Here is a 19,731-nt window from a genome sequence, read left to right as displayed (position 1 = left end):
GGACCCGGGACCAACGTCCCGACGTGGGCGCCGCTGCGTGAGCGGATCTCAGCGTTCGGGGCGCCGCGATGCGCCTGCGCCGTCAGTGCCGGCGTCTGCGCCTGCGTCGCCGTCGCCCAGCAGCGTGCGGCACACGTCGAGCAGCGCCGCGCGCAGCGGCTCGGCTCGCTCGGCGAAGGTGCGCTGGGCCGCGACGTAATCGGCCTTCCCGGCCGGCGTCTCGATCGCCACCGCGTCCAGGCCGTAGCCGCTCACGTCGTACGGCGAGGCGCGCATGTCGAGAACGCGGATGTCGCGCGCCAGGGTGAACGCGTCCAGGGCGAGCTCGCCGGGGACCGCGGGCCCCAGGTGCACCACCGTCTTGAGCAGGTCCATCCCCACGTGCAGGCACCCGGGCTGGTCGAGCACGACCTGCGTCTCGCGGCTGGGCTGCAGCACGTTCAACCCTCGCGCCGACGGCGTGAAGAACCGGAACGCGTCGACGTGGCTGCACGTGATGCGGTGGGACTCCACCACTGCGTCGGTGCCCGCCGCGCCGAGCCGCAGCGGCAGCGGGTGGCGGTGGTCCTCACCCTCGCGGTAGACCATCGCCCACTCGTGCAGCCCGAAGCACGAGAACGTCGCCGGCCGGTGCGCGACGGCGTGCAGCAGCCGGGCGTGGAAGCGCACCGCGGCGCCGCGATCGGCGAGGTAGGCCGCCTCGTCGAGGCGAGCGACGCCGTCGTGCATCGCGAACCACCGCGCGCCGTCGAACCGGGTGCCGGCGGCGCCCGCGAGCCCGACGCCCACGCCGGGGCTCCACCGGCGCAGGTGCGAGGGTCGCAGCGGGTAGTAGGTGAACAGGAAGTCCTCGACGGCGTGGCTCGCACCCCGCGCGCGGCGTTCGCGGTGGCCGGCCGTGAGGTCGTCGGCGCGTCGGACGTGGGCGGCCTCGCGCGCGGACCAGTTGTCGGCCGCGAGGACCGAGGGCCCGAACGCGACCGGCGCGGCCGGCGGGATCGCCGCGACCGCGCTCATCGCGCAGGACGTGCGGCGGAGCGGACGACGGCGTGCGCGGCCGCATCTGACGCGCCGCTCAGCGCGCGCTCCAGCGGACCCTTGCCGAGGAAGTGCCGCCAGATCGTCGCGAACACGATCGAGCCGATCGCGAGGGCGAGCAGCGGACCGTTGGACTCAGGGAACCACACCGCGTGCTCCCCGAGGGCGCCGATGACGAGGAGCTGCACCGTGTAGATCGTGAGCGACATCGCGCCGGTCGCGGCGAGCGGCGACAGCAGCAGGCTGCCCGCGCGCCACGACGTTGCCAGGAGGCACAGCCCGGTCACGGCGAGCGCGACGCCGACGTTCCCGATCACCTCGAACGGGGAGTTCCCGTGCGGCTCGACGGACACGAGTGCGAGCGGCCAGCCCAGATCGGCCCGGTCCTGGCCGGGCGCGAGCGCGGCGGTGAGCAGCGAGCCCGCGCCGTACGCGGCGATCGCGAGGCCGGTGCCCCCGCCCACGAGCGCGAGCGCGAACGAGCGCGCGGCGAGGGCGCCCCGCCCGAGCACCATGCCGACGAGGAGGTACCCGATCCACACGAGGGCGGGGTAGTAGCCCCACACCAGCTCGCCGAGTCCGAACCCGAACAGCACGCTCGGCGCCGCGGTGCCGGTGGTCGCCTCGCGCAGGCCGAGCACGACGACCGGGCCGAGCGTCATCGCGACGCCGGCCAGCACGAGGAGCCACCGGCTGGGCAGCCGCAGGACGGGCAGCGCCATGAGGAACAGCACCGCGTAGGTCGACAGGATCACGACGACGGGGTAGCCGATCGCCTGCAGCACCCCGCCGAGCGGGAGCAGGATGGCGGCGCGCACGGCGATCTTCGTCCGCACGCCGCGCCAGTCCGTCGGCGTCGCGGCCGACCGGCTCATGAGCGTGATGCTCACGCCCGCGAGGGTCGCGAACAGCGCCGAGGAGCGGCCGTCGAAGATCCACATCCACTGGGCGCCCCAGCCCGCGTCGGAGGCGTGACCCGTGCCGAGGTGCGCGACGAGCATGCCCAGGATCGCCACCGCGCGGGCGACGTCGATGCCCGTGATGCGGGGTCGGCGCGGCTTCGCGGCGGGCTGCTGGACAGGCGGCGCGGCGGCGGGCTGCCACGAGGGTGCCGCGCCGGCGAGGGGGTGCGGAGGCGGCGGCACGGTGGCGGGCTGCCACGAGGGCGGCGGCGCGGCGGGGACGGTGCTGCCCGCGGGGAACCGTGGTGCGGGACCGTCCGGAGTGCTCACCCGGCGAGGGTAGCCGGGCTACGGTGGGCGAAGGAGCGCGACGAGGCGGTTCCCAGGAGCGACGAGGAGGCGTGATGCCGCACTACATCCACGGTCACAGCGAGAGCGTGCTGCGCAACCACACGTGGCGCACCGCGGAGAACTCCGCCGCCTACCTCCTGGACGACCTCGGCCCCGGGCTCGACCTCCTCGACGTGGGCTGCGGGCCGGGCACGATCACGGTCGACCTGGCCGAGCGCGTCTCGCCCGGCCGCGTCGTGGGGATCGACTCCTCCCGGGAGGTGCTGCTCAAGGCGGGTGAGGTGGCCGCCGCCCGCGGCGTGGACAACGTGCTGTTCGAGCCGGGCGACGTGATGGCGCTGCCGTACGTGGCGGAGAGCTTCGACGTCGTGCACGCCCACCAGGTGCTGCAGCACCTCGTCGACCCGGTCGGCGCGCTGCGGGAGATGCGCCGCGTCCTGCGCCCCGGCGGTGTGCTGGCCGTGCGCGACGCCGACTACGGCGGGATGCAGTGGTTCCCGCAGGTCCCCGGGCTCGACGACTGGCTGTACCTGTACTCCCAGGTCGCGCGGGCGAACGGCGCGGAGCCGGACGCGGGACGGCGGCTGCTGGGCTGGGTGCGCGAGGCCGGGTTCACCGACCACAGCGTCTCCACCTCGACGTGGTGCTTCGCGGACCCGGAGATGCGGGAGTTCTGGGGCGGGTCGTGGGCGGACCGGATCACGCGCTCCGGGGTGGCGCGCGACGCCGTCGAGCTCGGCTTCGCGACCACCGACGAGCTCGAGCGCCTCGCGGCGGCCTGGCGGACGTGGGCGGCCTCGGAGGACGGGATCTTCACGGTCGTGCACACGGAGGTCCTCGCCCGGCGGTGACCCGACCGCTGACCCGACCGCTGACCTGCGCCCCCGGTTAGGGTGGCCGCATGCGCATCGCTCGTGTCGCCGTCGGCGACGACCCCCGCTACGCCGTCGTCGAGGGGGAGGGCGAGGCCGCGTCCTACGTGCTCCTCAAGGGTGACCCGCTGTACGTGGGCGTCGAGCGCACCGGGCAGGTGCTCCCGGCCGACGGCGTGCGGCTGCTCGCGCCGGTCATCCCGCGCTCGAAGGTGGTCGGGGTCGGGCGCAACTATGCCGAGCACGCGGCCGAGCTCGGCAACGCGGTGCCCGAGGAGCCGATGATCTTCCTCAAGCCGAACACGGCCGTGGTGGGTCCCGACGACCCGATCGTGCTGCCCGCCTACTCCAGCAACGTGCACTACGAGGGCGAGCTCGCCGTCGTGATCGCGCGGATCTGTAAGGACGTGCCCGTCTCGCGGGCGCTCGACGTGGTGTGGGGCTACACGGTGGCCAACGACGTCACGGCGCGTGACAAGGGCGTGACCGGGCCGTGGGCGCTGAAGAAGGCGTTCGACTCCTCCTGCCCGCTGGGGCCGGTGCTCGTCACCGACCTGGACCCGGGTGACCTCGCGGTACGCACCTGGGTGGACGGCGAGCTCGTCCAGGACGGGCGCACCTCCCAGATGATCGTGGGTGTCTCCGAGCTCATCTCGTTCGTGAGCGGCATCTTCACGCTGCTGCCGGGCGACGTCATCCTCACGGGCACACCCGCTGGGGTCGGGCCGATCGTGGCGGGACAGCGGGTGGACGTCGAGGTCGAGGGGATCGGCCGGCTGTCCAACCCCGTGCTGCGCCGCTGACAACGCCGGGCCCCGAGAGGGTTGCGGCGGGGCAGCACCTACGCTGGACTCCCGTGAGCGCCCCCACCTCTGACGTGACCGTCCGCTTCTGTCCCTCGCCCACCGGCATTCCGCACGTCGGCATGATCCGCACGGCGCTGTTCAACTGGGCGCAGGCCCGGCACACGGGCGGCACGTTCGTCTTCCGCATCGAGGACACCGACGCCGCACGCGACTCCGAGGAGTCCTACGCCGCGATCGTGGAGTCGCTGCGCTGGCTCGGCATCGACTGGGACGAGGGCATCGAGGTCGGCGGCTCGCACGGCCCGTACCGGCAGTCGCAGCGCTCGGAGATCTACGCCGACGTCATCGAGCGGCTGCGTGCGGGCGGGTACGTCTACCCGTCGTTCTCCACGCCCGAGGAGATCGAGGCGCGCAACCTCGCGGCCGGCCGCCCGCCGCAGATGGGCTACGACAACGCCGAGCGTGACCTCACGCCCGAGCAGGCGCAGATCTACCGCGAGCAGGGCCGCGAGCCCGTGTGGCGCCTGCGGATGCCCGACGAGGACCTCACGTTCACCGACCTGATCCGTGGTGAGGTCACGTTCAAGGCCGGCTCGGTGCCCGACTACGTCGTGGTGCGCGCCGACGGCAAGCCGCTGTACACGCTGGTCAACCCTGTCGACGACGCCCTCATGGGCGTGACGCAGGTGCTGCGCGGGGAGGACCTGCTGTCCTCGACGCCGCGGCAGATCGCGCTCTACCGCGCGCTCGTGGAGCTCGGCATCGCCGACCGGGTGCCCGAGTTCGGGCACATGCCGCTCGTGCGCGGCGAGGGCAACAAGAAGCTCTCCAAGCGCGACCCGGAGTCCAACCTCTTCCACCACCGCGAGCGCGGCTTCATCCCCGAGGGGCTGCTCAACTACCTCGCGCTGCTCGGCTGGGCGATCGGCCCGGACCGCGACGTCTTCACGATGCCCGAGCTCATCGCCGCGTTCGACATCCGCGACGTCAACCCGAACCCGGCCCAGTTCGACCTGGCCAAGGCCGAGGCGATCAACGCGCAGCACATCCGCCTGCTGGCGCCTGCGGACTTCCGCGCGCGCCTCGTGCCCTACCTTCCGGGGCTGCTCTCGGCCGACACCTACGAGGCGCTCACGAACCGCGAGCGGGCGATCCTGGACGCCGCCGCGCCCCTGGTGCAGGAGCGCATGGTCCTGCTCGGCGAGGCGCCCGGCATGCTCGGGTTCCTGCTCGTCCCGGACGCCGAGCTCGTCGTCGAGGAGGACGCGCGCGGCACCCTGAAGGAGGGCGCCGCGGACGTCCTCGACGCCGCGATCGCCGCGCTCACCGACGTGGACGAGTTCACGACGGCGAGCATCTCCTCCGCCCTTCGCCTCGCCATCGTCGACGGCCTGGGTATCAAGCCGCGGCTCGCGTTCGGCCCGCTGCGGGTGGCCGTCTCGGGCCGGCGGGTCTCGCCGCCGCTGTTCGAGTCGATGGAGATCCTCGGTCGCGACTCGACGCTCGCGCGGCTGGCGGCGCTGCGCACCACGCTGTGAGGGGCGGCGCGCCCGACCGGCTGTCGGGCGCTGTGACCGACGCGGGGGTCGACGGTGCGTCGCCCGCTCCCGGACCAGCCCTGCCCGGGCGAGCCCTGCCCGGGCGAGCCACGGCAGGGTACGACGGCGTACGGGGCGTGCTGCTCGACGTCGACGACACGCTCGTGGACACCCGCGCGGCGTTCGCGGCCGGGATCGACGCCGTGGCGGCTGCCTATCTGCCGCACCTGGACGCGGGTGGCCGCGCCCGGGCGCTGGACGTGTGGCGGGCCGACGCGCAGGGCGCGTTCCGGCGCTACACCCGCGGCGAGCTCAGCCAGTCCGCGCAGCGGCTGCTGCGCGCGCAGGAGGTGCACGAGGCCCTCGCGGGGCCGGCGATCCCGGAGGAGACCTTCGGGGAGTGGGAGGCGGTCTACCTCGCGGGCTTCGAGTCCGGCTGGCGCGCGCACGAGGACGCCCTGGACGCGGTCGCGGCGCTGCGGTCGACCGGCCTCGCCGTCGGGGCGCTCACCAACGCCTCGCGCGCGATGCAGACGCGCAAGCTCGCGGCCACGGGGTTCGCCGACGACGTGCCACTGCTCGTGACGCTGGACGAGCTGGGCGTCGGCAAGCCCGACCCCCGCGTGTTCCTCGAGGCGTGCAGGCTGCTGGGCACCGAGCCGGGCGAGACGCTCTACGTGGGCGACGAGCTGGACACCGACGCCCTGGCCGCGCAGCGCGCGGGCCTGCGGGCCGTGTGGCTGGACCGGCCGGGCGCCCGCCGCGGAGGCGTCCACCTCGAGGACCCGGACGTCGCGCGCGAGGCGGGGATCGCCGTCGTGCACTCGCTGGGCGAGGTGCCGGGGCTGCTGGGGCTGTGACGCGTTCCACGGCAGAGCCCGCAGGTCGGTCTGCTGTCAGCCCTGCGGCGGCAGACCCACCGACGGCCGGCGGGCCACGGAAGCCCCCGGTTTGGTCGATCCCACGATGAGCGGGTAGAGTCACCCGTCGGTTGAACGGCCGAGGCGGGCGCCCGAAAGGCGCACCGAACCGGGCCCGGATACCCCCTTGGGGTATGGTGTAATTGGCAGCACGACTGATTCTGGTTCAGTTAGTCTAGGTTCGAGTCCTGGTACCCCAGCGCAGCGCAGACCCGCTCGATTTCGCTTCACGGCGAGCATCGGGTAAGGTCTTCGAGGCCCGGTTCGCCGGACATGTGTGACGGCCCCATCGTATAGCGGCCTAGTACGCCGCCCTCTCACGGCGGTAACGCGGGTTCGAATCCCGCTGGGGTCACCATCGAAGCCCCCGCTCCTGCGAGCGGGGGCTTCGCCGTGTCTGGCGAGCTCCGGCGCGGGGGAGCGCGCAGGCGGATCCGGCTCCGATGTCGGATCGCCTGGATAGGGTCGCATTCAGTGTCAGGGTGACAGTGCCGCTTCGCGGTGGTTGGGTCCTGATCACCAGTCGTCTGACTCGTAGGGTCGCTGCCTTCGTGGCGTGCATGGGTTTTGTCGGCGTCTGGTGTGACGGACCGGCCGGCGTGACTTGATAGGAGCGTGGCATCGCCCCCACTGAGATGTGTCCGCCGGCCGGCCCAACCGTCCCTGCACTGATCGGGTGGAAGGAGGCAACCCTCATGGTTGTCGTTGGAGCCGATGTACACAAGAAGAGCCACACGTTCGTCGCGGTCGATGAGCGGGCCCGCAAGATCGGGCAGTTCACGGTCAGGGCGACCACTCCTGGTCACCGGGAGGCGTTGCGGTGGGCGCGGCGCCAGTTCGGTGATGAGCTGGAGTGGGCGATCGAGGACTGCCGTCACCTCTCGACCCGGCTGGAGATGGATCTTCTCGCGGCTGGTCAGGTCGTGGTGCGGGTTCCGCCGAAGATGATGGCGCACGCCCGTGCGAGCGCGCGCACCCGCGGCAAGTCCGACCCGATCGACGCCCTGGCGGTGGCTCGTGCCGCGTTGGCGGAGCCCGGTCTTCCCCGGGCCGTGCACGATGAGCAGGCTCGTGAGCTGAAGCTGCTGGTGGATCGGCGCGACACGCTGGTCAAGCAGCGCACGGCAACGATCAACAGCCTGTTGTGGCGGGTGCACGAGCTCGACCCCGAGCACGAGATCCCGGCCGGGGCGATGGACCGGATCAAGCATCAGCGTGCGTTGCAGGCGTGGTTGGAGGGTCGAGGCGAGGGTGTGGTGGTCGAGCTCGCCCTGGATGAGTTGAGCGACATCTGCGCCGTGAGTGTGCGGATCAAGGACCTGGAGAAGCGGATCGCTGCGTTGGTGAGCGTTCGGGCTCCGGCCCTGGTCGCGGTGCCTGGGTGCGCGGAGCTGACGGCCGCGAAGCTCGTCGGGGAGATCGGTGGCATCGCACGTTTCAGCACCGACGCCCAGCTCGCCCGCCACGCCGGCATCGCGCCGATCCCGGTCTGGTCCGGAAGCACCGAGGGCAGAGTCCGCATGACCCGTAGCGGGAACCGCCAGATCAACTGTGCGGTCCACCGCGTTGCCGTCACCCAGATCAGGCTGCCCCGCTCTCTCGGGCGGGCGTACTACGACAAGAAGAAGGCCCAAGGCATGTCGAACCGAGAGGCCCTGCGCTGCTTGAAGCGGCACCTCATCCGAGTCGTGTTCACCACCCTCAAGACCACCACCCAACCCCTCCACCAGCCCACCACGACCACCGTCGCCGCCGCGGCTTGACATAGGAGAAACCCGTGACGACGGTGCACCTGGAGCCCTACGGCCGGCCCGCGCTGGACGCCGTGCGCGAGCGCGTGAACGCCGCCAAGGGCGGCGATCCGCTGGCCCTCGTCACGATCCTCGTCCCCGACAACGTCACCGCGCTCACGGTGCGCCGGTTCCTCGCTCGCGAGGCCGTGGCCGGCGTGGTGGTCACGACGCTCGCGCGGTTCGCCGAGCAGCTGGCCGCACCGCTGCTCGCGCCCCGCCAGCCCGCGACCACCGCCGTCCTCGCGGCCCACTGGCGCGTCGCGCTCGCCGGGGACGACGGCCCGTTCGCGGAGGTGGCGGAGCACCCCGGCACCGTGCGTGCACTCGTGCGCGCGCATCGCGAGCTGCGTCACCGGACGGACGAGGAGCTCGACGCGGTGGCAGCCGCGGACCCCGTCGCCGAGTCGCTCGTCCGGTTGCACCGGGTGGTGCGCGACGGCGCGGCGGCGCGGCACTACGACAGCGTCGACCTCCTGCGCGCCGCCGCGGCGCTGCTCGAGGCGCGACCGGCGCGCGGGCACGTCCTGCTCGTCGCGGCGAGCCGGCTCGAGCCGGCCGAGGTCGACCTCGTGGCCGCGCTGCACCACGCAGGCTCGCTCGAGGTGGTGGCCTGCGTCGCCAACGTCCGGCGCGCGGACGGCGACGTGGTCGACTCGCTGAGCGCCGCGGGCCTCGCGGTGCCCCCCGTCCCGGCGGGCCACCCGCGCGCCGTCGCGGGTGCGCTGCTCGATGCGTCCGACGCCGACGACGAGGTGCGGGCCGTGGTCCGCCACGTGGTGCGCCGGCTGCGCGACGTCCCGGCGGAGCGGATCGCCGTGCTCTACCCGGCCGCGGTGCCGTACGCCCGGCTCCTGCACGAGCGGTTCGCCGCTGCGGGCGTGCGCATCAACGGTCGCGGCGTGCGCTCGGTGCTCGAGCGCGCCGTGCCGCGCGCGTTCCTCGGGCTGCTCGCGCTGGCGGAGTCGGGGTTCGCACGGACCGAGGTGATCCGGGTGCTGGGCGAGGCGCCAATCCGGATCGACGGCGCCGTGGTGCCGCTCGCCCGCTGGGACCGGCTCGCGCGCGAGGCCGGCGTGGTGGGCGGCGACGACTGGACGACCCGGCCGGCCGTGTTCGCGGCCGAGCGCCGGGCCGAGGCGGCCGCACTGCTCCTGGGCGACGACCCGCAGCCCCAGCTCGCGGCGCACCGCACCAAGGACGCGGACGACGCGGTGGCGCTCGGGAACGCGATCGGCAACCTGCGCGGGATGCTCGAGCGCGGGGCGGACCTGGACACGTGGCCCGAGCTCGCGGACTGGCTGCGCGAGCTCTTCGAGCACACCGTCGGTGATCCGGCGGCGCTGCGCGCCCTGCCGCCCGAGGAGCAGTACGGCGTGGTGGCTCTCCTCGGCTCGATCGACGCGCTCGGCGGGCTCGGTGCGGTGGAGGCACGCGCCGACCTCGCGACGGCGGTCGGGGCGCTCACGCTGCAGCTCGACGCCGCGGTGCCCCGCGTGGGGCGCTTCGGCGAGGGAGTCCACGTGAGCGCGCTCGGGGAGGCCGCGCTGCTCGACGTCGACGCGGTGTTCGTCGTCGGGCTCGCCGAGGACCTGTGCCCGGGACGCGTCCGTGAGGATGCGCTGCTGGGCTCGGCGGCGCGACTCGCCGGCGGGCTGGCGCCCCTGCGTACCCGTGTCGACGCGCTGCACCGCGCGGTCCTCGCGGCGCTCGCAGCGGCGCCGGCGCTCGCCTCGTTTCCCCGGGGCGACCTGCGGCGCAGCACGCAGCGGCACCCCTCACGGTTCCTCCTGCCGTCGCTGCGCGAGCTCGCCGGTGACCACGAGCTCGCGGCCTCGGACTGGGAGCGGGTGCCGGAGAGCGTGCGCACGTCCAGCTCGTCGTTCGCGGCGGCGCTGCTGGCGACGCCCGATCTCTCCGACGCGCAGGAGTGGCGGGTCCGGGCCGCCGCGGCGCAGGCGTGGGAGGACGACACCGTGGCCGCTGCCCGCGGGATGCTCGCGGCCCGCGCGGGGGACGCTCTCACGCGGTACGACGGCGACCTGCGGCACGTTGCCGACGGTCTGCCCGACTATGCCGACGGCGTCCGGGTCGTCGCGCCGACGACGCTCGAGCAGGTCGCGCAGTGCCCGCACGCGTTCTTCGTGGAGCGCGTGCTCGGCGTGCGACACCTCGAGGCTCCAGAGGAGGTCGTCGAGCCGCCGGCGAACGAGATCGGCACCCTCGTGCACCGCTGCTTCGACCGCCTCGCGCGCGAGGCGAGCGAGCTCCCGCGCGACGGCGCACCCTGGTCGGCGGCCGATCGCGCGCGACTGCTGGCGATCTTCGACGAGGAGGCCGACCGCGTGTCGGCGCGCGGCCTCATGGGTCACCCGCGGCTCTGGGCGCTCGAACGCGACACGCTGCGGCGCGACCTGCCGCGGATGCTCGACGACGACGACGCCTGGCGGGCCGCGCGCCGCGCGAGCGTGGTCGCCTCGGAGCTGACGTTCGGCCTGGCGGGAGAGCCGGCGGTGGTGCTCGACGTCGAGCGCGGGTCGGTTCGGCTGCGCGGCAGCGCGGACCGGGTGGACCGTCGGGGCGACGGCACGCTCATCGTGACCGACCTCAAGACCGGGAGCGCGCGCACCTACGGCGACCTCGAGACCGATCCGGTCGGGCACGGCCAGAGGATGCAGCTGCCCGCCTACGCCCGTGCGGCGCTCGCGCGGCACGGGCGGCCGGGTGACGCCGTCGAGGCCGCGTACTGGTTCGTCCGGCGCGACGAGAGCAACAAGCGCGCGGTGGGGCGGGGCAAGCGGGTGACGGTCGCGCTCGACGAGGCGACCGAGCGGGCCTATCGCCGGGCCGTGGGCACGCTCGTGGACTCCGTCGCGGCCGGCATCCTGCCGCCCGTGCCCCCGGAGAAGCCGGACTTCTCCTGGGTGCAGTGCTGGTACTGCAACCCGGACGGCCTCGGGCACGGCGAGGCCCGCGAGCGGTGGGAGCGCCAGCGTCATGATCCCGCGCTGCGCGCGTTCCTCACGCTCACCGACCCGGACGCCGCGGCCGCAGCTGAAGCAGTCGCGGCCGGCGGCCCTGCCGACGCTGCGAACGACGGCGAGGGGGAGCCGTGAGCGCGCCGCTCACCGACGCCGCCGCGCGGAGGCGGATCCGCACCGACACGGCGACCTCGCTGTTCGTCGAGGCCGGCGCGGGCTCGGGCAAGACGCGTGCGCTCGTGGAGCGGATCCGCACCCTCGTGCTGGACGACGGCGTGCCGCTCGCGAGCATCGCGGCCGTCACGTTCACGGAGAAGGCGGGCGCCGAGCTGCGAGCGCGGCTCCGGTCCGCGTTCGAGGCCGTCGAGCGGGCGGAGCGAGCGGTGCGACGAGGCGGGGCCGACGGCGGCGCGGTCGACATCGATGGCGGTGCACCCAGCCTGCGCGAGCGGCGCGCGACCGCGGGCCTGGAGGACCTCGACGCGGCGGCGATCGGCACGCTGCACGCGTTCGCGCAGCGCATCCTCACCCGCCACGCGATCGCCGCGGGCCTGCCGCCCGAGCTCGAGGTCGCGGACGAGGTGAGCTCCGGCCTGGCGTTCGAGCAGCGCTGGAGCGACACCCGCCGAGAGTTGCTCGACGACCCCGCGATGTCGCCGCACCTGCTCATGGCGATGTCCGCGGGCGTCACGCTCGAGCACCTGCGGGCGCTCGCGCGCGCGTTCGGCAACGACTGGGACCTCGCGGACGAGCGCGTCCCCCCACCCGAGGATGTGGCTGTCGCGCTGCCCGACGTCGACCTCCTCGCCGCGCGAGCGCGCGAGCTGGCGGGTCGCGCGATCGAGTGCACCGACCCCTCCGACCGCTTCCTCGAACGGCTCGCCGCGATCGGGGAGTGGGGCCGAGGCCTCGGCGTGGCCGCGGACGCCCGTGAGCGGTACGCCGCCCTCGGCGCAGCGGTGGCGCTGAAGACGAGCTACGGCAGGGCCAAGAGCTGGCCCGATCTCGCAGGCCTGCGTGAGGACTGCTCGAGCCTCATCGCCGACGCCAAGGCAGCGGCGGACGCCGTGACGGACGCGACCCTGCGCCCGCTGGCGGCGTGGATTGCGCGGCGCGTGGTGGCCGACGCCCGCGCGCGGTCCACGGACGGACGGCTCGAGTTCCACGACCTGCTCGTGCTCGCGCGCGAGCTGCTGCGCCGCGATGCGAGCGTGCGGGCCGCGCTGCAGCGGGACTTCGGCGTCCTGCTGCTCGACGAGTTCCAGGACACCGACCCGATCCAGGTCGAGCTCGCCGTGCGCATCGCGGCGGGCGCGGACGGCGGTGCAGCCGACTGGCACGACATCGCGACGCCGCCGGGCTCGCTGTTCGTGGTGGGCGACCCGAAGCAGTCGATCTACCGGTTCCGACGGGCCGACATCCGCGTCTTCCTCGACGTCGCGGACTGGTTCGGACCCGAGGCCCGCACCGGGCTCGCGACCAACTTCCGCACGACGCGCCCAATCCTGGACTGGGTCAACGCCGTCTTCGGGCGCCTCATCGAGGCGCAGGATGCGGCGCAGCCCGCCTACCAGGCTCTGGCCCCGCACCGCGAGGCCGTGGGCGTCGGGCCCGCCGTGGCCGCGCTCGGCGCCCGCGCGCACGAGGACCTGCCGCGCGCCGGGGCGTCGGTGCTGCGCGAGCGGGAGGCGGCGGACGTGGCCGCCGTCCTGGCGCGAGCCAAGGCCGAGGGATGGACGGTCGTCGACGACAAGAACAGGGACGAGAACGGAGCGCCTGTCGAGCGGGCGATGAGCTGGCACGACGTCGCCGTCCTCGTGCCGGCCCGTACGTCGCTGCCCTACCTCGAGGACGCACTCGAGGCCGCGGGCATCCCGTTCCGGGCGGAGTCGAGCTCGCTCGTCTACTCCGCGCCGGAGGTGCGGGCGCTGATGGCGGCGGCGCGCGCCGTCGCCGATCCCGCCGACACGTTCGCGGTGGTGACGGCGCTGCGCAGCCAGCTCTACGGCTGCGGTGACGACGACCTGTGGACCTGGCGACGAGACGGGGGGCCCTTCTCGCTGCTCGCGCCCGTCCACGAGGACACCGCCCGGGCCGGGCACCCGGTGGCGCGTGCCCTCACGCACCTGCGGGACGTGCGGCGCGACGTGCGCTGGTCGACACCGAGCGAGGTGCTCGCGCGGCTCGTGGCGGACCGGCGGATGCTCGAGGTCCCGGCGACGTCGCAGCGTCGGGCCCGCGAGCAGTGGCGTCGTCTGCGGTTCGTCGTGGACCAGGCGCGTGCGTGGTCGGAGGTCGCCCACGGCGGCCTGAGCGCGTACCTGGAGTGGGCGGCGCGGCAGGCCGACGAGTCCTCGCGGGTGGCCGAGGCGATCCTGCCCGAGACCGACGTCGACGCGGTGCGGATCATGACGGTGCACGCCGCGAAGGGCCTGGAGTTCCCGGTCGTCGTGCTCTCGGGCCTCACGTCGCAGCCGATCAGCCCGCGCGGCGTGCGAGTGCTCTGGACCGACATCGGGTACGAGGTGCGGCTCAAGGCGGACGTGCAGACCGAGGAGTTCGAGGCCGCACAGCCCGTCGACGAGCAGATGGACTCGCTCGAACGGCGCCGCCTGCTCTACGTGGCGGCCACCCGCGCGCGCGACCACCTCGTCGTCTCGCTGCACCGCAAGGCGGGCACGGGCGGGCAGCGCACCAACGCCGAGCTGCTGGCCGTCGAGGGGGAGGGCGTGCGCGGGGCCACGGTGTTCGAGGCGGGCACGCATCCGGTGACGGTCGACCTGCCGCGGGACCCGGTCGCGCCCCCGCCCTGGGCCGAGTGGAGCGCGCGGGTGGAGGCCGCGCAGGCGCGCTCGCGCCGCGTGCCGGTGATCAGCCCGTCCGGCCTGGAGGGGACGGACCCCGCGGTCGCGCTCGGCGGCTCCGGCGCGCGCTGGGACGTGATCGACCTGGCCGAGGCGTTCGTGGGTGGGGGTGACCTCGCCGAGGCGGCGGACGGTGCGCCGTCAGACCTCGACCCCGCGGACGGTGCGCCGCCGGTGGGCGGCTCTCGGGCGGACGGGCCGCCGTCGGAGTTCGACCCGGCGGACGGTCCGGCGACCGAGGGCGGATGGGCGAAGGGGGCGCGCGACGTCGAGCTCCCGCCGTGGTCGAAGGGTCGCGACGGCACCGCGGTCGGGCGGGCCGTGCACGGCGTGCTGCAGTCGCTCGACCTCGCCACGAGCGAGGGGGTCGACGGCGCGGTCGCCGCGCAGTGCGTGGCCGAGGGCGTGGTAGAGCACGCCGACGTCGTGGCGGCGCTCGTGCGGTCGGCCCTGGCCAGCCCGCTCGTGCGGTGGGCGGCCGAGCGCGAGCACTGGCCCGAGACCTTCGTCGGGGCACCGCTCGACGACGACCGCGTGCTCGAGGGGTTCATCGACCTGCTCGTCCGGGACACCGACGGGCGGGTCACGGTGGTCGACTACAAGACCGACGCCGTGCCGGTCGGTGCGCTCGGGCCGCGGACCGCGTACTACGCACCGCAGCTGCGGGCGTACGCCGACGCGCTGCGCGCTGCGGGCGTCGACGTCGTGCGGGCGGTCCTGCTGTTCCTCAACCCCGCCGGCGCGGTGGAGCGGGACGTCAGCCTGGGCTGAGCGAGCGAGCCCTCGAGCGGTCCCGCGCTGCGGCGAGGGTCCCGCGCACGAGGTCGAGCACGTCACCGTCGGCGAGTCCGGCGGCGAGCGCGGCGCGGGCGAGGGAGTGCGCGGCGGACCGCACGTCGTCGGGTGCGTCGGCTGCGTCCTCCGTCCGCCGTGCGCCATCCGCAGCGCTTGCCGGTCGCGGTGTGCCGGGCGCCACGGAGGTGCCGTGTCGTCGTCGCGAGATCACCACGCCGGTTGCCTCGAGCTCGCGGTAGGCGCGCTGGACGGTCCCGGGGGCGACGCCGAGGTCCGCCGCGAGATCGCGCACCGTGGGCAGCCGGTCACCGGGGCTCAGCGCGCCGGCTGCGACGTGGCCCGCGACCTGGGCGCGGATCTGCTCGTAGGGCGGCACCGCGCTGCGCAGGTCGACGTGCAGTGCGGCGCTCACGCCGGCACGCCCGCCGGGTACGCGGCGCGCGCGGCGCGTGCCGGCCACGGGACGGTGGCCGCGATCGCCAGGAGCAGGACGAGCCAGGCCGCGCCGACGAGCCACGGCGCGAGCGCGCCCCACGCGGGTGCCGGCTCGCCGTTGAGGGTGAGGCCCGAGGTCACGCCGTGCACGGCGACTCCGGCGACCAGCGTCGTACCGCCGAGCGTGAGACCGAACGCGGCCTGCGCCACCCGGAGCGCGCCGCCCGTGGTGCGTCGGCGCAGGTCCGCGTCCTGCTCGGGGGTGATGCTCGGCACCGCGGGGCGTCGGCGCACGAGACGCAGGGTGAGGACTGTGAGGCCGGCGAGGGCGAGTGCCGCCGCGAGCATGGGCGCGCCGTACGCCCAGCCGGGGAAGGGCCCCGCCGACGTGGTCACCGGGCCGGACGTGACCGCCAGGCTGTTGCCGTCGCCCACGATCGCGCAGGTCACGAGGACCGCGACGAGGAGTCCGCCCCACGTGGCCGTGAGCACGCGCAGCAGCCGAGGGCTGGTCGTGGCCACCGACCGGGGCGCGAGGGCCGCGTGCCGCAGCTCGCCGTCGGGCGCGGGCCAGGTGCGCTCGGCGACGGCGGTGGCGCCGACCCAGACGAGGCCGACGGCGAGCGGCACGAGGGCGAGGACGAGCCCGGTCGGGCCGTCAGGCCCGACGGCGCGTGCGACCCGGGAGGACAGCGCCGGCTGCGCCGCGAGCAGGACGACGGCCGCGAGCAGCCCCGCGGTCGGCGGGACCCAGCGCGTCCGGCGGGCGTGGCGCGCCACTCGCTCGGGGAGCGGCAGAGCGTCGGGCCCCGGCGACCCCTGCAGGACGAGCCGCGCCACGAGCACGGCGGCAACGACGACGAGAGCGAGGACGAGGAGCGGCAACGCGATGCTCATGGTCGCAATGTATCAAACCATTAGAGCAATGGGGGAGAGAGGCAACGCCGCCGGCGAACCGACCGCCGGAGCGGGCGGGCTCAGGAGGTGATGTCCGCCGTCGTGAACCGCGCCCAGGCGAGCGAGCCGAAGACGGCGACCCAGGCGGCCTGGACGGCCACGCCCTGCAAGAGCACGCCCGCCGAGACGTCCCAGCGCAGGAACTCCGCGAAGTCGAACCAGTGGTGCGTGAGCAGGTAGGGGTGGATCGCGGCGAGCTGGGGGAGCGAGTCGAGCACCGTGGAGACCACCGAGACCACCACGGTCGCGGCCATCGCGCCGATCGCGACCTCCGTCAGCGTGGAGAAGAACAGCCCGACGGCGATCAGCCCCGTGAGGGACATCGCGACGTACGCCGTCACGCCGAGCATGCGGACGACGCCGGCCCCGGTGCCCACGCTCTGGCCCGAGAGCAGCGTGAGGTCGCCGAACCCGAACAGCAGCCCGCCCGTGAGGAACGCGGCCGCCGCCACGAGCAGGACGCCCGCGAGCACGAGCACGAGCGCACCCGCGGCCTTGACCAGCAGGAGCCGGCCGCGCGGGATGGGCACGAGGAGCAGGTAGCGCAGCGTCCCGGCGCCGGCCTCGCCGGCCACCGCGTCGCCCGACGCGATGCTCACCACGAGGGGGAGCAGGAACGGCAGGCAGAGGAACAGCGACGTCACGACGAGGAACAGCCCGTTCCCCGCGACCCGCGAGATGAACCCGGGTCCCTGTCCCGCGTACGCGGAGTCGCTCACGATCGCGAGCATGATCCCGAGCAGCACGGGCACCGCGGTGAGCAGCGCGAGGAGGAGCTGGTTGCGGCGGCGGCCGAGCACGAGGCGCAGCTCGTTGCGCAGCAGCCGGGCGGTCGCGCGGGCGCGGGACGTGCGCGGTCCGCCTGATGCGGTGTCCGACACGTCGGCCCCGACGGCCCGGCCCGGCCCGCCGTCGGTCCCGACGGCGCGGCTCGCAGCAGTGGCAGCGGCGGTGGCGGTGGCAGCGGACCCGCCGACCGCCGGCGACGTGGCCTCAGCGCGCGACATCGAAGCCCTCCCCGGTCAGCTCCACGAACACGTCCTCCAGGCTCGGGCGCACCTGCGCGAGCCCGAGCACGGGCACACCGCCCGCCACGAGCGCGGGGGCGAGCGCCTCGAAGGGCGCCTCGCCGAGCGCGAGCGTGAGCACGACGGCGCCGTCCGCACCCGGCTCCACGCCCGCTACGGACGCCGCACCGGGCAGCGCGGTCGCGACGAGTGCCTCGCCCGCAGGGGTCGTGGTGAGCGTCGCGGTGCCCGCACGGCTCGCGACGAGCGCCTCGCGCTCGCCCTGCACGAGCAGCCGGCCGCGGCTCATCACCCCGACGTGGCTGCAGACCTGGTCGATCTCCGCCAGCAGGTGCGAGGAGACGAGCACGGTGGCGCCGTCGTCGGCGAGCTCGCGCACGAGCGCGCGTACTTCGCGCGTGCCCTGCGGGTCGAGGCTGTTCGTCGGCTCGTCGAGCACGACGAGGTCCCGGGGGCGCAGCAGCGCCGCGGCGAGGCCGAGGCGCTGCTTCATCCCGAGGGAGTACTGGCGGTACCGCTTGCCGGCGGCCGCCATGAGGCCGACCCGTTCGAGCGCGGTGCCGACCCGGGCGCGGGAGCCGCGCGCGTCCACCGTCGCGTCGGCGGCGTCGAGCCGCTCGAGGTTCGCGGCGCCGGTGAGGTAGGGCTGGAACGCCGGACCCTCGACGAGGGCGCCGACCCGCGGCAGCACGCGCGCGGAGCCCTCGGGCATCGCCTCGCCCAGCAGCCACGCCCGGCCCGCGGTCGGCGTGACGACGCCGAGCAGCATCCGGATCGTCGTGGTCTTGCCCGAGCCGTTCGGCCCGAGGAAGCCGTAGACCGCGCCGCGCGGGACCGCGAGGTCCACGCCGTCGACGGCGAGCTGACCCGTACGGAAACGCTTGGTCAGCCCGGCTGTGCGGACGGCGAGGTCGACGCCCGGGTGCTGCTCGCCGTCGGGCGCGGGGTGGGTGGCGGGCCTCGCCGGGCGGCCACCGACCGACCCCGGCTCGACGTCCGGCGGCGCCTGCGACGCGCGGCGCGCCCCCGCGGCGCGACGCGCCTCGGGGACTGCGGGGGCCGCTGCGGCCGCCTCGACCGTCTCGCTCACGCGAGCCCGGCGGTCTGCAGGAGCGTCTGCGTGGGCACCGAGCCCACGAGCACCCGGCCGTCGTCGGTCACGAGAACGGACAGCAGTGCGGAGGAGAGCACCCGACCGCCGTCGACCGGCGTGGTGAGCTGGTCGTAGAGCGCCGAGGTGTCCAGCGAGAGGCCGGGGCCGTCGCCGTCGCCGGCGAACTCGCCGAACAGGTCGCCGTTGGCCGAGTCGCCGAAGGGGGAGTCCTCGCCCGCGAGCTCGGCCACCGCGGCGGGGTCGCCGGAGAGCAGCCCGGCGACGTCCACGCCGTCGCGCTCCACCACCGTGGCCCAGCCCTCGCCGGTCACGCTCACGCCCTCGGGGAGGCCGGGCGTGCCCGAGGCGTCGGCGTGCTGGTCGGCCCAGGCTCCGCCGTCGAGCGTGCCGTCCGCCGCGCCGGTGAGCGCGCCCGCGAGGGTGCCGTCCGGGTCGAGGTCGGCGAGCGTGAGGACCTTCTCGTTCACGGTCGCGCCCGCGGGCGCGGAGAAGGCCAGCGCCTCGTCGCTCGGGGTGGTGAACGAGACGTCCGTGAAGGCGAGCTCGAGCGCGGGGGAGTCGGGGTCCTGCGTGGAGAACACCTGGACCGAGAGCGGGACCGAGGTCTCGCCGTCGACGGCGATGAGCACCTGGTCCACGAGGGTCCCGGGCGTCGTGGGCACGATCCGGACCTCGTACGCGGACCGGCCGGCCACGGTCACCGGGTCGGTCACCGTGATGTCGGAGTCCTCCCGCGCGTGGTCGAGGATCTGCGTGGCGAGCTCGTCCGGCGTCGGGACGTCCGCGCTCGAGGCCTTGGCCGCCTGCTGCTGCTCGAGGACGGTGAGCATGCCGCTGAGCTGGTCGTCGAGGGAGACGTGGCGCACCTCGTCCTTGCCCGAGGAGTAGGTCCAGACCTGCGTGCCGTCGGTGACGACCGAGTACTCCGACGTGGCGCCCAGCAGCGAGACGCGGGAGCGGTCGGAGCCGTCGGACCACACGCGGATCGTCGAGGAGCCCGAGAGGAGGTTGAGCGGGTCGGCGCCGCCGGTCAGCTCGGTCGACACCTCGGGCAGCCCGAGCCGTGCGGTGTAGACCGCGGTGCCGGACAGCGGGGTCGGCTCGGCCGAGGCGACCGAGGCGAGCAGCTGCTCGGCGGTGACGTCGGGCAGATCCGGGGAGTCGGCCGAGGCGATGGCCGGGATCGTGAAGGCGGCCCCGACGGCGACCACGGCGACGGCAGGGACGGCCCAGCGGGCGCGGGCGCGGGTCCGGGGCATCGGGCCGGTGGGGGACGTCGCGACGGGGTCGAGCGGCTCGGGGGTGCGGTCGGGGCTCGTCATGCGCCCAGCCTGCCTCGT

14 protein-coding genes and 2 tRNA genes are annotated in these 19,731 nt (G+C 74.8%); 9 read left to right on the top strand and 7 right to left on the bottom strand.

The features are described 5' to 3' along the window. Positions 1–48 precede the first annotated feature (48 nt). Both AC3AQ1_RS03420 and AC3AQ1_RS03415 read right to left on the bottom strand, forming a co-directional pair. Positions 49–1,017, bottom strand: a complete 969-nt coding sequence (locus AC3AQ1_RS03420; RefSeq protein WP_234417727.1) for a 3-methyladenine DNA glycosylase — start codon at positions 1,015–1,017, stop codon at positions 49–51. Further along, the gene (locus AC3AQ1_RS03415; RefSeq protein WP_108717825.1) at positions 1,014–2,270 is read right to left on the bottom strand and encodes a DUF418 domain-containing protein; all 1,257 of its coding nucleotides are present in this window, start codon (positions 2,268–2,270) and stop codon (positions 1,014–1,016) included. Before AC3AQ1_RS03415 ends, AC3AQ1_RS03420 begins: the two co-directional genes overlap by 4 nt. A 74-nt stretch (positions 2,271–2,344) precedes the next feature. Between AC3AQ1_RS03415 and AC3AQ1_RS03410 the strand changes: the two genes are divergently transcribed. From AC3AQ1_RS03410 to AC3AQ1_RS03370, 9 genes are all read left to right on the top strand, one after another. Beyond that, a complete protein-coding gene (locus tag AC3AQ1_RS03410) occupies positions 2,345–3,142 on the top strand; it encodes a methyltransferase domain-containing protein (protein ID WP_108717824.1) in 798 nt (265 codons plus the stop codon). A 50-nt stretch (positions 3,143–3,192) separates the two neighbouring features. Beyond that, a complete protein-coding gene (locus AC3AQ1_RS03405; protein WP_108717823.1) occupies positions 3,193–3,966 on the top strand; it encodes a fumarylacetoacetate hydrolase family protein in 774 nt (257 codons plus the stop codon). 53 nt (positions 3,967–4,019) lie between these two features. Continuing rightward, entirely contained in the window at positions 4,020–5,507 is a 1,488-nt protein-coding gene (gene gltX, locus AC3AQ1_RS03400; protein WP_108717822.1) for a glutamate--tRNA ligase, read from the top strand. Between the two features lie 32 nt (positions 5,508–5,539). Beyond that, positions 5,540–6,367 (top strand): HAD family hydrolase, encoded by an 828-nt coding sequence (locus AC3AQ1_RS03395; RefSeq protein ID WP_234417725.1) that lies wholly within the window; start codon positions 5,540–5,542, stop codon positions 6,365–6,367. A 188-nt stretch (positions 6,368–6,555) separates the two neighbouring features. Further along, positions 6,556–6,627 (top strand) — tRNA-Gln (locus AC3AQ1_RS03390). Between the two features lie 82 nt (positions 6,628–6,709). Then, positions 6,710–6,785: transfer RNA gene (locus AC3AQ1_RS03385), tRNA-Glu, on the top strand. Positions 6,786–7,122: 337 nt separating this feature from the next. After that, on the top strand, positions 7,123–8,190 hold the full coding sequence (locus AC3AQ1_RS03380) for an IS110 family RNA-guided transposase (RefSeq protein WP_108717602.1): 1,068 nt from the start codon (positions 7,123–7,125) through the stop codon (positions 8,188–8,190). Between the two features lie 14 nt (positions 8,191–8,204). Then, the gene (locus AC3AQ1_RS03375) at positions 8,205–11,333 is read left to right on the top strand and encodes a PD-(D/E)XK nuclease family protein (protein ID WP_108717821.1); all 3,129 of its coding nucleotides are present in this window, start codon (positions 8,205–8,207) and stop codon (positions 11,331–11,333) included. Further along, positions 11,330–14,833: a UvrD-helicase domain-containing protein gene (locus AC3AQ1_RS03370; protein ID WP_108717820.1), complete on the top strand. Its 3,504-nt coding sequence runs from the start codon at positions 11,330–11,332 to the stop codon at positions 14,831–14,833. Before AC3AQ1_RS03375 ends, AC3AQ1_RS03370 begins: the two co-directional genes overlap by 4 nt. Here the strand turns inward: AC3AQ1_RS03370 and AC3AQ1_RS03365 are convergent. The 5 genes from AC3AQ1_RS03365 to AC3AQ1_RS03345 all read right to left on the bottom strand — a co-directional run bounded on the left by AC3AQ1_RS03365 (position 14,820) and on the right by AC3AQ1_RS03345 (position 19,713). After that, complete coding sequence (locus AC3AQ1_RS03365) at positions 14,820–15,269, bottom strand: GntR family transcriptional regulator (protein ID WP_108719946.1); 450 nt, start codon at positions 15,267–15,269, stop codon at positions 14,820–14,822. The two genes, AC3AQ1_RS03370 and AC3AQ1_RS03365, sit on opposite strands and share 14 nt — an antisense overlap. Beyond that, positions 15,266–16,189 carry a hypothetical protein gene (locus AC3AQ1_RS03360; RefSeq protein ID WP_108717819.1) on the bottom strand — a complete coding sequence of 308 codons (924 nt, stop codon included), beginning with the start codon at positions 16,187–16,189 and terminating at the stop codon, positions 15,266–15,268. Before AC3AQ1_RS03360 ends, AC3AQ1_RS03365 begins: the two co-directional genes overlap by 4 nt. An 80-nt stretch (positions 16,190–16,269) precedes the next feature. After that, positions 16,270–17,256 carry a DUF2705 family protein gene (locus AC3AQ1_RS03355; RefSeq protein WP_108717818.1) on the bottom strand — a complete coding sequence of 329 codons (987 nt, stop codon included), beginning with the start codon at positions 17,254–17,256 and terminating at the stop codon, positions 16,270–16,272. Continuing rightward, positions 17,243–18,166, bottom strand: coding sequence for an ABC transporter ATP-binding protein (locus tag AC3AQ1_RS03350; protein WP_234417909.1), 924 nt, complete (start codon positions 18,164–18,166; stop codon positions 17,243–17,245). Before AC3AQ1_RS03350 ends, AC3AQ1_RS03355 begins: the two co-directional genes overlap by 14 nt. 197 nt (positions 18,167–18,363) lie before the next feature. Further along, the gene (locus AC3AQ1_RS03345) at positions 18,364–19,713 is read right to left on the bottom strand and encodes a LolA family protein (protein WP_234417723.1); all 1,350 of its coding nucleotides are present in this window, start codon (positions 19,711–19,713) and stop codon (positions 18,364–18,366) included. Positions 19,714–19,731: the final 18 nt, after the last annotated feature.

Source organism: Miniimonas sp. S16, from assembly GCF_057748195.1.
This window is presented reverse-complemented; position numbering and strand designations above follow the sequence as displayed.